Raw genomic sequence first — 16,433 nt, forward strand, 5'->3', positions numbered from 1 at the left:
CAGGATATCTGTTCCGGGAATATGTATTTTATGGAAGAAGACACAGGGAGAAAGAACTATGGAAAAATGGGTAGTCTGCGCGAAACGTGCAGATTTTCAGAAGATCAGCCAGGAATTCGGGATCGATCCGGTGATCGCAAGACTGATCAGGAACAGGGATGTAGAAGGAACAGAAAATATCCGTTCCTATCTTTATGGGACATTAAAGGAACTTCCATCACCGTGGCTTTTGAAAGACATGGACAAAGCAGTGGAGATCCTTCAGGAAAAAATAAAAGAACACAGAAAAATCAGGATTATCGGGGATTATGATATAGACGGCGTTACCTCGACCTGCATTCTGCTCAAAGGATTCCAGAGACTGGGGGCGGATGCGGACACCTATATTCCGGACAGGATCAAAGATGGATATGGAATCCATGAACAGCTTATCCAGAAAGCAGTGGAGGATGGGATTGATACGATCGTCACCTGTGATAATGGAATTGCAGCTTCGGCAGAGATCGCGGATGCAAAGGAACGTGGCCTGACGGTAGTTATCACTGACCACCATGACATTCCATTCCAAGAGACAGAAAATGGAAAAGAATGGATCATACCGCCGGCAGATGCGGTGATCAATCCGAAACAGGCAGACTGTGCGTATCCGAACAAAAACCTCTGCGGGGCAGTCGTTGCATGGAAACTGATCTGGGCATTATATGAAAAAAATGGAATCTCACAAAGTGAAGTTCTGGATTTTACAGAACTGGCAGCTGTTGCGACCGTTGGCGATGTCATGGATCTGCAGGGAGAAAACAGGATCATCGTAAAAGAAGGTCTGAGACAGCTTTCGGCGACACATACACCGGGACTTCGGGCACTGATCCGTGCGAATAATCTGGATGGTGCGGAGATCACGGCATATCATGTAGGTTTTGTGCTTGGACCATGCATCAATGCCAGCGGACGTCTTGACACGGCTGCGAGGTCACTGGAACTTCTCTGCGAAACAAACGAAGAAAAGGCAGCAGAGCTGGCGGGAGATCTTCTTGCCCTGAACCAGAGCAGAAAGGCAATGACAGAAAAAGGAAAAGAAGAAGCCATCCGCCTGATCGAAGAGACGGGCTTAAATGAGGATCGTGTGCTGGTGGTCTATCTTCCGGACTGTCACGAAAGTCTTGCAGGTATCATTGCGGGCAGGATCCGTGAAAAGTATCATAAACCGGTCTTTGTTCTCACAAAGGGTGAAAACTCTGTCAAGGGAAGCGGCCGTTCCATAGAAGCGTATTCAATGTACGAAGAAATGGTCAAATGCGGAGATCTTCTGATCCAGTTTGGCGGACATCCGATGGCAGCAGGACTTTCTATCGAAGAAAAAAATGTTGAACTGTTCCGAAAACAGCTGAATGCAAACTGTACTCTGACAGAAGAAGAACTCCGTCCAAAGATCGTGATCGATGTACCAATGCCGGTTTCTTATCTTTCCAGGGAACTTACAGAGCAGTTAAAAATTCTGGAGCCGTTTGGCAAAGGAAACACCAAGCCGATTTTTGCACAAAAGGGGTTACGGGTTTTAAACTTAAGGATTTTTGGGAAGAATCAGAATGTGGCAAAGATGAAACTGGAGGATCAGACCGGCATGCAGATGGATGCGGTGTACTTCGGAGAAGCGGAGAAATTTGCGGATTTTGTACGGCAGCAGGAGGAGATTTCCGTGACATATTACCCGGAGATCAATGTATATCAGGGACGTGAAACCCTGCAGGTTGTCATTCGCAACTACTGTTAAAAGTCGAAAATCCCTGTATTTTCACGACTCTTGTCGGGTTAGACATTGATTCCATCAAAAAAAAGTGATATACTGATTACCTAGATTTATACAAAAAGTCGGAGGTACGCATATATGAAAAGAGTAGAGGATTATGTAAGAAGCATTCCGGATTTTCCGGAACCGGGCATTATTTTTCGTGATATAACAAGTGTTCTTCAGGATGCGGATGGTTTACAGCTTGCAATTGATTCCATGCAGGCCTGTCTTAAGGATACAGAGGTAGATGTGATCGCAGGAACAGAATCCAGAGGATTTATCTTTGGCGTGCCGATTGCATACAATCTTCACAAACCATTTGTACCGATCCGTAAGAAGGGCAAACTTCCGTGCGAAACTGTCTCACAGAGCTATGATCTGGAATATGGCAGTGCCACGATCGAGATGCATAAGGATTCCATCAAACCAGGACAGAAGGTTGCAATCGTAGATGACCTGATCGCAACGGGCGGTACTATCGAAGCTGCGATCAAACTGGTAGAGGAACTTGGCGGTGAAGTAGTCAAGGTTGTTTTCCTTATGGAACTTGCCGGACTGAAAGGCAGAGAAAAACTTGCAGGCTATGATGTAGCTTCTGTCATCAAATACGATGGCAAATAATGTAGAAGTAACCCGATAAGAAGCACAGATACAAAATCTAAACGATGGCAGGCAGGTGGGAGAGAATGGCAGAGAAGAAACAAAATGCACAGCCTGAGAAGAATCCGGATCAGGTAGAAAAAGAAAAACTGGAATCTGTAAAACGGGCAGATGCGGCAGTAAAATCCATGAATGATTTTACAAGCCCGGAAGTCTTATACGATGAGCTGATCTCCAGCGTAAAGAAATATCATCCTTCTACGGATATTTCTATGATAGAGAAGGCATACGAAGTTGCAAGAGAGGCACATAAGGATCAGAAGCGAAAGTCAGGAGAGCCGTATATCATTCATCCGCTGTGCGTTGCGATCATCCTTGCCGATCTCGAACTGGACAAGGAAACAATTGTTGCAGGTCTTCTTCATGATTCTGTAGAAGATACCTGGATGACCTGCGAGGAACTGGAGAAGGAATTTGGCGCAGAGGTTGCGCTTCTTGTAGATGGTGTAACAAAACTGGGACAGTTGAGCTATTCCTCAGACAAGGTAGAACAGCAGGCAGAGAACCTTCGTAAGATGTTTCTTGCCATGGCAAAGGATATCCGTGTAATCCTGATCAAACTTGCTGACCGACTTCATAATATGCGTACCCTGCAGTATATGAGACCGGAGAAACAGCAGGAAAAGGCAAGAGAGACCATGGACATCTATGCACCGATCGCCATGCGTCTTGGTATTTCCAAGATCAAGGTGGAGCTGGATGACCTGTCACTGAAATATCTCAAACCGGATGTATATTATGATCTTGTGGACAAGGTCGCTCTTCGTAAGAGTGAACGCCAGAAATTTGTCAATAATATCGTAAGCCAGGTCAAGCAGCATATGGACGATGCCGGAATCAAGGCACAGGTGGATGGAAGAATCAAGCATTTCTTCAGTATTTACAAGAAGATGGTCAATCAGGACAAGACGATCGATCAGATTTATGATCTGTTTGCAGTCCGTATTCTGGTAGATACAGTCAAGGACTGTTATGCAGCCCTTGGCGTCATCCATGAGATGTACAAACCGATCCCGGGCAGATTCAAGGATTACATTGCCATGCCGAAGCCAAATATGTACCAGTCCCTGCATACCACACTGATCGGACCAAATGGACAGCCATTTGAGATCCAGATCCGTACTTTCGAAATGCACAAGACAGCAGAATATGGTATCGCTGCACACTGGAAATATAAGGAATCTTCCGATGGCAAACTGCCGGTAGATAAGCGCGAGGAGGAGAAGCTGAACTGGCTCCGTCAGATCCTTGAATGGCAGAAGGACATGTCCGATAACAGGGAGTTCATGAGCCTTCTCAAGAATGACCTGGACCTTTTTGCGGACAGTGTTTACTGCTTTACTCCGCAGGGAGATGTCAAGACTCTGCCGAATGGTTCCACACCGATCGATTTTGCGTACAGTGTACACAGTGCGGTAGGAAACCGTATGGTAGGTGCGAGAGTAAACGGCAAGCTTGTCCCGATCGAGTATCAGATCAAGAATGGTGACCGTATTGAGATCATCACTTCGATGAATTCCCAGGGACCGAGCCGTGACTGGCTCAAGATCGTCAAGAGTACACAGGCAAAGAACAAGATCAATCAGTGGTTCAAGAAAGAACTTAAAGAAGACAATATCCTCAAGGGCAAGGAAATGCTGACACAGTATGCGAAGTCCAAGGGATATAAGATCAGTAATTATACCAAATCACAGTTTCTGGAATCTGTTATGCGCAAGTATGGTTTCCGTGACTGGGATTCTGTGCTGGCAGCAATCGGACATGGCGGACTTAAGGAAGGCCAGGTCTTCAATAAACTACTGGAAGCTTATGAGAAGGAAAATCAGAAGCATCTTACTGATGAGCAGGTCCTTGAGGCGGCCGGTGAACAGCAGGAGAAGCTTCATATAACCAAGAACAAGGGCGGAATCGTAGTAAAGGGTATCCATGATGTTGCAGTCCGTTTTTCCAAGTGCTGCAGTCCGATTCCGGGAGATGAGATCGTAGGTTTTGTCACAAGAGGCCGTGGAATCACGATCCACAGGACGGACTGTGTAAACGTTCTGAACATGTCAGAGACAGACCGTTCCCGTCTGATCGAGGCAGAATGGCAGCCAACAGAGAACAAAAGCTCTGAGAAATATATGGCAGATATTCAGGTATTTGCCAATAACCGTACAGGTCTTCTGGTAGACCTTTCTAAAGTGTTCACAGAACGTAAGATTGATATGCGAACGATCAACAGCCGTACCAACAAGCAGGAGAAAGCCACAATTTCCATCAGCTTTGAGATCGGAAGCAAGGAAGAACTGGCGTCTCTCATTGAGAAACTCCGTCAGATCGAGAGCGTACTTGATGTAGAACGTGGAACTCCAGGCTGATGAACGATATATAGGAGAAAGAGTGCATGAAAAAACTGGAATTACAAAAATGCATTGTCGGAAGTGTATACACAAACTGCTACTTCCTCAAAAATAAAGAAAATGGTGAACTGCTGATCGTGGATCCGGGAGATGCGGCGGATACGATCGAGCGCAAAGTTTCCGAGATGCAGGGCAAGCCTGTCGGAATCCTTCTGACGCATGGTCATTTTGATCATATCATGGCAGCAGATGAGGTAAGAAAGAAATACAATATTCCAATCTATGCAAGTGAAAAAGAAGAGACAACACTTCTGAATCCGAAGGTGAATCTGTCAGTGTTTGGTCATGGAAGCTGTACACTGGATGCGGATGTTTATCTTAAGGATCTTCAGACCGTAGAACTGGCCGGATTTTCAGTACAGATGATCGAGACACCGGGACATACTGTTGGAAGCTGCTGTTATTATCTCAAGGATGAGGGTGTGCTTTTCAGTGGCGACACCGTATTTCAGGGATCAGTAGGAAGAACGGATTTTCCGGAGGGCAGCACAGCAGCAATCGTCAGAAGCCTTCATCGTCTTCTGGATGCACTGCCGGATGAGACAGAGGTATATCCGGGGCATGATGCATCGACAACAATCGGTTATGAAAAGAGGTACAATCCATTTGTATAAGATTGATATACTTTTTCTTGATAAAGAATTTGAACATGATATTTATGAACTGATCCGTGCTTTTTATCCAGGAAGTGAAATCACTTCTTCCTATGATGAGAGAAAGGAAGGCTGTGATCTTTATTTCCGGATCGAAAAGCAGGATGAGTCCTGCATGATCCGCTATGAGGATCATGAGAACAAAGGTGTGACAAGTGCAGAATTTGTAGAAGGGCAGTCTTCGGATGCCCTTGTTTCTTGTTCGGCGTCAGAAGATGCTGATGCGAAAGAACAGGCACATGCAATCCGTAAAGAACGCAAGGACATCGTGAAACTGGCACTGTACAGGTTATTGGTCAGCCTGACGGGCAAAACCCTTCCATGGGGAAACCTGACCGGGATCCGTCCGGCGAAGCTGGCAATGGGACTTATTGAGTCCGGAATGAAAAACACAGAAGCAGCGCAGGAAATGAGAGACCGCTACATGGTCAGCCCCCAGAAAACTGCACTGGCGATCACGATCGCAAACAGAGAGCGGGAAATCCTGAAGGACATTGATTATGAGAATGGTTACAGTCTTTATGTCGGAATCCCGTTCTGCCCGAGTATCTGCCTTTACTGTTCTTTTAGCTCTTATCCGCTGAAACAGTGGAAGGACAGGGTAGATCTGTATCTTGAGGCTTTGTGCAAAGAAATCAAAGCTGTCTCTGAGATTATGAGACAAAAGGGTAAAAAACTGGACACTGTCTACATCGGAGGCGGAACACCGACTACTCTGGAACCAGAACAGCTGAAAGTCCTGTTTGATTCCCTTATGGAACATTTTGACTGCGAGCACCTTGTGGAATTTACGATCGAGGCAGGAAGACCGGACAGTATCACCAGAGAAAAACTGATGATGATCCGAAATTACCCTGTCACGAGGATTTCTGTAAATCCACAGACCATGAACCAGGAGACACTGGATATCATCGGACGCAGACATACGGTACAGGAAACAGAGCAGGCGTTTAAACTTGCAAGAGAGTGTGGCTTTGATAATATCAATATGGACTTGATCGTGGGACTTCCAGGTGAGGACAAAGCGATGGTGGAGCATACATTAGAGGAAGTCAGACGGCTTGCACCTGACAGCCTGACGGTACATTCCCTGGCGGTAAAGAGAGCAGCGCGCCTGAATATGTTCAAAGACAAATATCAGGAAATGACGTTTGAGAACAACCAGGAGATCATGGATATGACCATGAAAACAGCCTATGAAATGGAAATGGGACCTTATTATCTGTACAGACAGAAGAATATGAAGGGTAATTTTGAAAATGTAGGCTATGCAAAGGTTGACAAAGCCGGGATTTACAATATACTAATTATGGAAGAAAAACAGCCGATCATTGCCCTTGGCGCAGGCGGCTCATCCAAACTGGTCTTTGACCATGGCAGACGCATCGAGCGTGCAGAGAATGTCAAAGACGTAACTAATTATATTTCCCGTATCGATGAAATGATAGAAAGAAAACGTGCAGGAATACAGAAATGGCTCTAGGCAGGAGGTATATACGTTGGAAATGACACAAGAAGAAGAGATAAAGTCCCCGGACAGGCTTCTGGAATTTGATCTGTCTGCCGAACTGAATCACGGAATTGCGGTCAGTAATCTTGCGTATGCGGTAGCGAAGGAGCTGGGGCAGGATGAGGAGTTCTGTTATCAGCTTGCCATTGCAGGAATACTTCATGATATTGGCAAACTGAAACTTACAGGATACATTAACGGACAGGAAAACGATCCGCTTCTGATCGAGGAACTGAAATATGTCAGGATGCATTCGACACTTGGTTATGAAGAACTGAAAGATCAGGATTATTCGGAAACAGTTCTTCAGAGTATCCTTTATCACCATGAGAATTATGACGGAAGTGGATATCCATCCAATCTGTCCGGTGACAGTATTCCCCTGGGCGCCAGGATCCTGAGAGTCTGTGATGTATATGCAGCACTGATCTCAGACAGACCTTACCGCAAGGCATTTGATGTAAGCAGTGTGATAGAGCTGATGATCGATGAGATCAAAAACTTTGATATGGAAGTTTTTCTTGCATTTCAGAGAGTGGTACATGATAACAAATAACAGGAGGACAGCATGGCATTAAAGAAAAAACCGGTAACCGGTATGAAAGATATTTTACCAAAGGAAATGGAGATCCGTAATTATGTGATGAACATGATCCGTGAAACTTACGGCAAATTCGGATTTACAGCAATTGAGACTCCGTGCGTGGAGCACATCGAGAATCTCAGCAGCAAACAGGGTGGGGAAAATGAGAAACTGATCTTCAAGATCCTCAAACGTGGAGAAAAACTGAAACTTGATACAGCAGAGTGTGAGGCAGATCTGGTAGACTCCGGACTTCGTTATGACCTGACTGTACCGCTTTCCAGATATTATTCCAACAATGCCAGCCAGCTTCCGGCACCATTCAAGGCACTGCAGATGGGAAATGTATGGAGAGCAGACCGTCCGCAGAGAGGCCGTTTCCGTCAGTTCATGCAGTGTGACATCGATATTCTTGGTGAGTCCACATACCTTGCAGAGATCGAGCTGGTCATGGCGACTACCACACTGCTTGGCAAACTGGATTTCCATAACTTCACGATCCGTATCAACGACAGAAAGATCCTCAAGGCTATGGCACAGTACAGCGGCTTCCCGGAAGAAAGCTTTGATACTGTATTTATCATTCTTGACAAGATGGACAAGATCGGTCTTGAAGGCGTAGCAGAAGAACTCGAAAAAGAAGGCTTCAGCAAAGAAAGCATTGATACATACCTTGGTATGTTCAAAGAAATTACTTCTGACATTGAGGGCGTACGCTACTGCAAGGAGAAACTGAGAGATGTCCTTGATCCGAAGGTTGCAGAAGATCTGGAAACTATCATCACAGCAGTAGATTCTGTAAAGAACGCAGATTTCAAGATCTCCTTCGATCCGACTCTGGTTCGTGGAATGTCTTACTACACAGGTCCAATCTTTGAGATCGCAATGGATGAATTTGGCGGCTCTGTCGGCGGCGGCGGACGTTATGATGAGATGATCGGTAAATTTACAGGTCAGAATACATCTGCATGTGGATTTTCCATCGGATTTGAGAGAATCGTTATGCTGCTTCTGGAGAGAGGATATGAGATCCCGACAAGCGCAGCCAAGAAAGCATATCTGATCGAGAAAAACATGCCGGCAGACAAACTTCTTCCAATTCTGAAACAGGCAGAAGAAGAGCGTAAGAACGGCGTTCAGGTCAATATTTCTATCATGAAGAAAAACAAGAAATTCCAGAAGGAACAGATGACCGCAGAAGGATATACAGAATTTGTAGAATTCTTTAATAAATAATATAAATGCTTCAAAAGGAGAAAAATCATGGCTGAAAGTATGAAAGGTCTGCACAGGACATGCCGATGTGCAGAAGTAACAAACGATATGGTCGGCAGCAAAGTAACTCTGATGGGATGGGTTCAGAAGGCCCGCAACAAAGGTGGACTTGTCTTTGTTGATCTTCGTGACCGTTCCGGAATCATGCAGGTTATTTTTGAAAATGGCGGCATTGATGAAGAGGGATTCGAAAAAGCCGGCAAACTGAGAAGTGAGTTTGTGATCGCAGTTACAGGTACTGTTGAGAACCGTGGCGGCGCTGTAAATGAAAACCTTGCTACAGGTGCACTCGAACTTCGTGCAGAATCCTTAAGAATCCTGGCAGAGTCCGATGTTCCGCCTTTCCCGATCGAGGAAAACAGCAAGACAAAAGACGAGATCCGTCTGAAATACCGTTACCTTGACCTGAGAAGACCGGACCTTCAGAGAAATCTGATGATGAAGAGCAAAGTTATGATGCTCACCCGTAAATTCTTCACAGACGAAGGATTCCTTGAAGTTGAGACACCAATGCTTGGTAAGAGTACACCGGAAGGTGCAAGAGATTACCTTGTTCCGTCCAGAATCCATCCAGGTTCTTTCTACGGACTTCCACAGTCTCCGCAGCTTTACAAACAGCTTCTGATGTGCTCTGGATATGACCGTTATATCCAGATCGCACGCTGCTTCCGTGATGAGGACCTTCGTGCGGACCGTCAGCCGGAATTTACGCAGATCGATATGGAGCTTTCTTTCGTAGATGTTGATGATGTCATCGACGTAAATGAGAGATTCCTTGCATACCTGTTCAAAGAAGTTCTTAATGTAGATGTTAAACTTCCGATCCAGAGAATCACCTGGCAGGAAGCTATGGACCGTTTCGGTTCTGACAAGCCGGATATGCGTTTTGGAATGGAACTGCATGACGTAAGCGAAGTAGTTAAGGATTGCGGATTTGTAGTATTCAAGGGTGCTCTTGAGGCAGGCGGAAGTGTTCGTGGTATCAACGCAGAAGGCCAGGGCAGCATGCCGCGTAAGAAGATCGACAAACTCGTTGAGTTTGCAAAGACTTATGGTGCAAAAGGTCTTGCTTACATCGCGATCGCAGAAGACGGCACCCGCAAATCTTCTTTCGCCAAATTTATGACAGAAGAAGAGATGGATGCACTTGTTCAGGCTATGGAAGGTAAGCCGGGGGACCTGCTTCTCTTTGCAGCAGACAAGAACAAAGTTGTATACGATGTTCTCGGAGCTCTCCGTGTAGAACTTGCAAAACAGATGGATCTTCTTGATAAGAATGAATATCGTTTCGTATGGGTAACAGAGTTCCCGCTTCTTGAGTGGAACGAAGAAGAAAACCGTTACACAGCAATGCACCATCCATTCACCATGCTGATGGATGAAGATATCCCGCTGATCGAGAGCGGAGATCTTGGAAAGATCCGTGCAAAAGCATACGATATCGTACTGAATGGTAACGAGATCGGTGGTGGTAGTGTTCGAATCCACCAGAATGATATCCAGGAGAAGATGTTTGAGATGCTTGGCTTCACCAAAGAAGCTGCTTATGAACAGTTCGGATTCCTCCTGAATGCATTCAAATACGGAGTTCCGCCTCACGCTGGACTGGCTTACGGACTTGACCGTCTCGTAATGCTGATGGCAAAAGTTGACAGCATCCGTGACGTCATCGCTTTCCCGAAGGTAAAAGATGCTTCCTGCCTGATGACAGAATCGCCGAGCAGAGTAAGCGAGCAGCAGCTTGAAGAACTTGGACTTGAGACAGCTCCGGAAGAAGCTGAATAATTAATTATATACAAAAACTCCCGCCAGCCTGTGATATAAAGGTCTGGCAGGAGTTTTTTGATCTGGAGAAGGACGAAAGTTTATTCTTCGTAGGAACTGTCATCGGATGCAGTGTCATCTTCATAATTATCAGCATTTGCGTCATCATCCGAAAAATCGTAGCCGGAATCGAAATCTTCTTCATCGATATATTCGGAAGAATCAGACAGTGTTTCGTCAGATGGTTCGGAGTTACTTTCATCATTTGAAAGTTCGCTGTTTTCATCTGGGACAGGTGTGGTGCTGAGCGTTCCAAATATAGCATTTCCGATGGCTTCACTGTTTTCCAGGAGTTTCCAGGATGCACCGTCGTTGGTAAGATGAAAAGTAACAGAAGAAGTGACGGTATCTGTGTTTTCCTTAATGCTGTTAAGGAGAAGTTCCAGAGAATGCTCATATCTTTTGGAAGAACCATCAATGACGGCATCAACAGAGGAGAGATAAGTATCCCGGCTGCTCTGATAATCAGAAAGTATGGCTGCACTGTCAAAAGTTGTAATTTCTGTAGTTACGACAGCATTGTAACTTTGAATATTGCAACTGGTGATCTGATAATCAAGAGTTTTGTGAACCTGATCGACAAGAGCTGATGCAATGGAATTCTTGGCAGAATCTGAAGTGTTCAAAAGACTTTCCAGACCAAGATAATTTCCCATTTGTTTAGAATCCATGGTTTTGAGGGTATCTAAATAGACGGACAGTGTTTCTTCTGGAGACATGAGATCACTGTCGGACAGATAAGTCATAAGACCGCCGACAAGATCATTTTCCAGAGAATGGGTCCGTATGATCTCCCATTCCTGTTTGGAAGTACCTTTGTCTGTGAGCCTGATGGTACATTCCGTTTCCATAGTTTCATAGTGATTCTGCTTCAACAGATCATCAAGGATCAGATAACGGTCCTCCATGGAAGTTGTAGTTTCTTCGGTGTCTGCTGAATCAGAACTGGCTGCCTTGAGGATTGCTGCTTTGAGGGAAGCTTCGGCGTAATCGGAAGCTAAGGTCTGAGCATCTATGGTAGTCAGCTTTATCTTTGCTGTGGCTTCTTTTTTATCTTCGTCGACGTCAAGATCAAGAATTTGATAATCAAAATCCTGAAAGAAGAGAGAAAAAACTTCTTCTACTTCCTGGGAAAGAGAAGTTTCCGTCGTTGCGTCGGGGAACAGTTCTTTATAGGATACATATTTCTGGGCAGTATCGGAGTCCAGATTCTTGAGGAGATTCAGTTCGTTGCTGATCACTGTTTTTACATCGGTTTTATCGAGGTGGGAACAGCCGCCAAAACAGACAACTGCAAGGATAAAAACGAAAAGAGAGATCAGATTTTTGGCAATCTTCATAAGTATCTTTCCTTTCAAAAAAATATTCTTATACATTTTACCAAAAATCAGCTCAAAAGTCAAAAAAATGGATATTTTACTCTGTTTTTGGAAAGAAAACGTGAAAAAAATGTGAAAATCTTAATGATTTTGTGGAAGACTTTCTTTTTTGGAAACAATCTGCTATAATAGGTAAGATAAAAAAGTAGCTGTTACAGAATTGTAGCAGTAATCATGTAACATAAATTAAGAAACAAAAAACGACAGGAATATGTCAGAATGTCCGATGGCGAAGGGCTGTAAGGAGGAAACTTCATATTATGAAAAAAAGAATTCTGATCCTTTTGGGGATCCTGATAATAGGAGGAGGCGCAGCGGGAGTCTGCTGGAAAACAGGAGTGTTTGGACAGCAGGAAGTCAGCGGAGATGTTGTATATGTAACACTGATCAGTGAGATCAATGGAGATGCTGCAGGTGTATCCAACAGATATGCAGGCACGGTAGAACCGCAGGAAACGGTTGAGGTGGAACTGGAGAGTGGAAGATCTGTCAAGAAAGTCCAGGTCAAGACAGGAGACCAGGTCAAAAAAGGACAGCTTTTGTTTGAATATGATCTCAGCAGTATTCAGGACAGCCTGGAGGAAGCGCAGCTGGAACTGGACCGTCTCAAGAATGAGGAGTCCAGCCTGAATGATCAGATTGCTACTCTCGAGAAAGAAAAGAAACAGGCATCTCAGGACAATCAGCTGTCTTATACAATTGAAATTGAGACAAACAAAATGAATCTCAAAAAAAATGAATATAATCAGAAAAGCAAGCAGGCAGAAATTGATAAACTGCAGAGCGCAACAGGTAATACTGAGGTGAGAAGTTCGATTGATGGTGTAATTCAGAAGATTGACACATCTAAATTATCAACAGATGATGGAGACAGTCTGGATGACAGTGCTGACGATATGTCTTCTTATTCTGATACAGGAAGTGGAAGCAGCAATGCATTTATTACGATTCTGAGTACTGGTTCGTACAGAGTCAAAGGAACTGTAAATGAACTGAATATCCAGAACATTGTAGAAGGAGAACCGGTAATTGTCCGGTCTCGTGTGGACAGCAGTCAGATCTGGCATGGGACCATGGGTACTATTGATAAGGACAGTGCAACTACCAACAGTAACAGCAACAGCTTCGGTATGATGGATGCAAGTGGAGATTCCCAGACTTCTTCAAGTACCTATCCATTTTATGTGAATCTTGATTCTTCTGACGGTCTCATGCTTGGACAGCATGTTTACATAGAAAATGACGAAGGACAGGAAGATCAGAAAGCAGGCCTGTGGCTGAGTGAAGTGTATATTTCAGATACAGATACTGACCAGCCGTATGTCTGGGCAATGGGTAAGGACAAGAAACTTGAGAAGCGCAGCGTGATTCTTGGACAGTATGATGAAGAACTGGGAGAATATGAGATCGTAGACGGACTTACGAAGGATGATTATATTGCTTACCCGGCAGAAAATCTCAAAGAGGGAATGGCAACGACCAAAAACAGAGAAGAAGCTGTTGAGTCAGATAATGTAGATATGGAGCCTGTTTCTGATATGAGTTCTGATGAACTTCCGGCAGATGATAATATGGATAGCATTGACTACGGGTATGACGGAACAGACGACACCATGATAAGTGATTACGATACGGGTGATATGACCGATGGCGATCTCCCGGACGAAGATCTGGTCCCGATACAGGATGATACGGAGGCAGAGTAATGATCTTGGAATTAAAAGGAATCTATAAGGATTACCAGCAGGGCAAAATGAGCGTTCCGGTACTGAAAGATATCAACTTTTCCATGGAAGAGGGAGAATATGTGGCAATCATGGGACCGTCCGGTTCAGGCAAGACAACACTTATGAATATCATAGGATGTCTTGACAAACCGACAAAGGGAGAATTTTTTCTGGATGGTCAGGAGATTGGAACCTGTTCCGAAAATGACATGTCAGATATCCGTCTGAACAAGATCGGTTTTGTTTTTCAGAGTTTTCATCTTCTTCCGCGGCAGTCAGCAGCAGCAAATGTGGAACTTCCGCTTAACTATGCCAAAGTTCCAAAGAAAGAACGCAGACAGAGAGCCCTCAAAGCACTGGATCGTGTAGGACTTGCTGATCGAGTTGACTTTAAGCCGAACCAGCTTTCCGGAGGACAGATGCAGAGAGTGGCGATCGCCAGGGCAATCGTAAACAGTCCGAAACTGCTTCTTGCAGATGAACCCACAGGAGCACTGGACAGTAAGTCCGGAGCACAGGTCATGGAGCTTTTTCAGAAGTTAAATGATGAGGGGGTAACAGTCCTGATGATCACGCATGATCCGGAAATCGCAGCACATGCGAAACGTGTAGTAACGATCCGTGACGGTGAACTCAGGGAAAAAGAGGTGAATTCATGAAGAAAAAAATCATCATAGGAGTTCTGATCGCTGCATTGATAGCGGGCGGTACTGCCGGTGGTGCAGTTTATTACAGAAAATCACATCAGAGTGAAGTGTCAGTTGTAAGTGTGGACAGCCTGGCGAGTCAGTATTATACGGATGATACCAGCCTGGAGGGAAATATCGCTACAAGTGCAGTTCAAAGTATTACCATAGACAAAGACATGATCGTTCAGGATGTTTATGTATCAAAAGGCGATACAGTAAAAAAAGGAGACAAACTGGTTTCTTTTGATATGACACTGGTGCAGATGGAACTCAAGATCGCGAAACTGAAGCAGGAACAGCAGGAACAAAATCTGGCAAAGGCACAGAAACGACTTGCGAGTCTTCAGAATGGAGGTCCTGTTGAGGAAAGCGATGCAGGCAGTGATTCTCTGAATGCAGACCAGCCATCGGACACAGATACAAGCAGCACCGGAGATGAGCTGGCTTCGGCTGGAAGTTCCCTGAACGGAGTTTATCTGGCAGCAGTAATGAATCCAATTCTGGCGGCAGCCATGCTGGAAAGCACAGCTTCGACCGAGGATTTTACGGATACGCAGCAGGAAGCTTCCTCTGAGGAAGCAGATACGAGCGCAGATGTGGATTTTGGTTCTGATGATACAGGGGAAGATGATACGGAACCTACGCCGATTCCTGAACAAACAGAAACACCGGAAGAGACACCGATACCAACACCAACGGAAACACCGGGAGCAGATCAGCCGCAGGACGATTTTGTGGATGATGTAAAAATTGTGGATATAGCACCAGGTGAGAATAAAGATAAACTGATGGATGGAGAATCACAGTTTGTGAAGATCCTGAATGATGAAACAGAACCTATTACCGGAACTGGTACAAAGGATGATCCGTTTGTGTTCCTGTGTGACTCGTCCGAAGGATATGTAGTTGCAAAAGGTTCTTTCCTTAACAAAATGGCACAGTTTAACAGTGACGGTACAAGAGATGCGGGAAAGACAGGATACTGGTATCAGCTGGAATTTCATCAGAATAATCAGGTGGCAGATTATCAGGACAGAAAGTCATCCTGTATTGGGTATTATCTCATTGATGGAAATCTTCTTGACAAACGTGTAGATAATGATTCGGAAATTGAATATACACTGGATGGTGCAAGTCAGTATGAGGATGAATTACCAGATGATGATGGTGGAGATTATGATAATGCGGATGATTCAGGAAACGCTTCAATTACCAGAGATGAAGCAATCAAAATCCAGAAATCAAGAATTCAGAGCCTGAGTCTGGATATTCGGGAAAGCAAACTGAATATCAGTAAACTGGAAAAGAAGGTTCAGAAAGAAACGATTTACAGCAGACTGGATGGAACTGTGGCAAAGGTTGGAGATTCCACAACTTCATCTTCTGATGGAAGCACTTTTATGACAGTTAAGAGCAAAGAAGGATACTATGTTAAAGGAACGGTAAGTGAACTGATGCTGGATCAGATAAAGGAAGGCACAGAATTGAAATGTTCCACTTCAAATGGTGACTTTAATGCAAAGGTGGCATACGTGTCCGAGTATCCTGTTTCGGGCGATTCTTCCTATTATGGAAGTGGGAATCCGAATGCTTCTTACTACGAATATACAGCTACTATAGAGGACAGTTCCGTTAAAGTATCAGATGACGACTGGCTTACGGTTATGCTGGCAGGGAATGTGGTCAGCAATGGAATTGTTCTGGACAGAGCATTTGTCCGCACTGAAAATGGAGTCAGCTATGTCTACAAGGATGATAATGGTGTGCTGAAAAAACAGATTCTGAAAGTGGGAGGCAATGTAAACAGTGGATACAGTGTTCTCGTAACAGGAGGAATCACCAGAGAAGACAAAATTGCTTTTCCTTATGGCGATGATGTTGCAGATGGTGTCAAAACAAAAGAAGTTTCAGCAGACGAAATGTATGGCTACTAGGAAGGTGG

The 16,433-nt window shown here is 44.6% G+C and carries 12 protein-coding genes; 11 read left to right on the forward strand and 1 reads right to left on the reverse strand.

Features of this window, described 5'->3' with window-relative positions; translation table 11 throughout:
- Positions 1-58 precede the first annotated feature (58 nt).
- The 8 genes from recJ (at position 59) to aspS (ending at position 10,657) form a co-directional block, all read left to right on the forward strand.
- Positions 59-1,771, forward strand: a complete 1,713-nt coding sequence (gene recJ, locus DXC01_RS07750; RefSeq protein ID WP_022214370.1) for a single-stranded-DNA-specific exonuclease RecJ — start codon at positions 59-61, stop codon at positions 1,769-1,771.
- A gap of 114 nt (positions 1,772-1,885) precedes the next feature.
- Complete coding sequence (locus DXC01_RS07755) at positions 1,886-2,410, forward strand: adenine phosphoribosyltransferase (RefSeq protein ID WP_022214369.1); 525 nt, start codon at positions 1,886-1,888, stop codon at positions 2,408-2,410.
- 65 nt (positions 2,411-2,475) lie between these two features.
- On the forward strand, positions 2,476-4,809 hold the full coding sequence (locus tag DXC01_RS07760) for a RelA/SpoT family protein (protein ID WP_118698658.1): 2,334 nt from the start codon (positions 2,476-2,478) through the stop codon (positions 4,807-4,809).
- A gap of 26 nt (positions 4,810-4,835) precedes the next feature.
- On the forward strand, positions 4,836-5,465 hold the full coding sequence (locus DXC01_RS07765; RefSeq protein ID WP_022214367.1) for an MBL fold metallo-hydrolase: 630 nt from the start codon (positions 4,836-4,838) through the stop codon (positions 5,463-5,465).
- The gene (hemZ, locus tag DXC01_RS07770; RefSeq protein WP_118252654.1) at positions 5,437-6,987 is read left to right on the forward strand and encodes a coproporphyrinogen dehydrogenase HemZ; all 1,551 of its coding nucleotides are present in this window, start codon (positions 5,437-5,439) and stop codon (positions 6,985-6,987) included. The genes DXC01_RS07765 and hemZ overlap by 29 nt, the downstream gene beginning before the upstream one ends.
- Positions 6,988-7,009: 22 nt before the next feature.
- Complete coding sequence (locus DXC01_RS07775; protein ID WP_118252671.1) at positions 7,010-7,570, forward strand: HD-GYP domain-containing protein; 561 nt, start codon at positions 7,010-7,012, stop codon at positions 7,568-7,570.
- Between the two features lie 12 nt (positions 7,571-7,582).
- On the forward strand, positions 7,583-8,833 hold the full coding sequence (gene hisS, locus DXC01_RS07780; protein WP_118698659.1) for a histidine--tRNA ligase: 1,251 nt from the start codon (positions 7,583-7,585) through the stop codon (positions 8,831-8,833).
- A gap of 27 nt (positions 8,834-8,860) precedes the next feature.
- Complete coding sequence (gene aspS, locus DXC01_RS07785; protein WP_022214363.1) at positions 8,861-10,657, forward strand: aspartate--tRNA ligase; 1,797 nt, start codon at positions 8,861-8,863, stop codon at positions 10,655-10,657.
- An 80-nt stretch (positions 10,658-10,737) separates the two neighbouring features.
- Here the strand turns inward: aspS and DXC01_RS07790 are convergent, their stop codons facing one another.
- Positions 10,738-12,036: a hypothetical protein gene (locus DXC01_RS07790; protein ID WP_022214362.1), complete on the reverse strand. Its 1,299-nt coding sequence runs from the start codon at positions 12,034-12,036 to the stop codon at positions 10,738-10,740.
- Positions 12,037-12,335: 299 nt separating this feature from the next.
- On the opposite strand from DXC01_RS07790, the gene DXC01_RS07795 reads away from it, so the two are divergent.
- The 3 genes from DXC01_RS07795 to DXC01_RS07805 are packed head-to-tail and all read left to right on the forward strand — an operon-like array spanning position 12,336 to position 16,425.
- Positions 12,336-13,781, forward strand: coding sequence for an efflux RND transporter periplasmic adaptor subunit (locus DXC01_RS07795; RefSeq protein ID WP_118698660.1), 1,446 nt, complete (start codon positions 12,336-12,338; stop codon positions 13,779-13,781).
- Positions 13,781-14,461: an ABC transporter ATP-binding protein gene (locus DXC01_RS07800; RefSeq protein ID WP_118252658.1), complete on the forward strand. Its 681-nt coding sequence runs from the start codon at positions 13,781-13,783 to the stop codon at positions 14,459-14,461. Before DXC01_RS07795 ends, DXC01_RS07800 begins: the two co-directional genes overlap by 1 nt.
- A complete protein-coding gene (locus DXC01_RS07805) occupies positions 14,458-16,425 on the forward strand; it encodes an efflux RND transporter periplasmic adaptor subunit (RefSeq protein WP_118698661.1) in 1,968 nt (655 codons plus the stop codon). The genes DXC01_RS07800 and DXC01_RS07805 overlap by 4 nt, the downstream gene beginning before the upstream one ends.
- Positions 16,426-16,433: the final 8 nt, after the last annotated feature.

It is taken from the genome of Blautia sp. OM07-19 (assembly GCF_003481595.1).
Classification (GTDB): Bacteria; Bacillota; Clostridia; order Lachnospirales; family Lachnospiraceae; genus Blautia_A; species Blautia_A intestinihominis.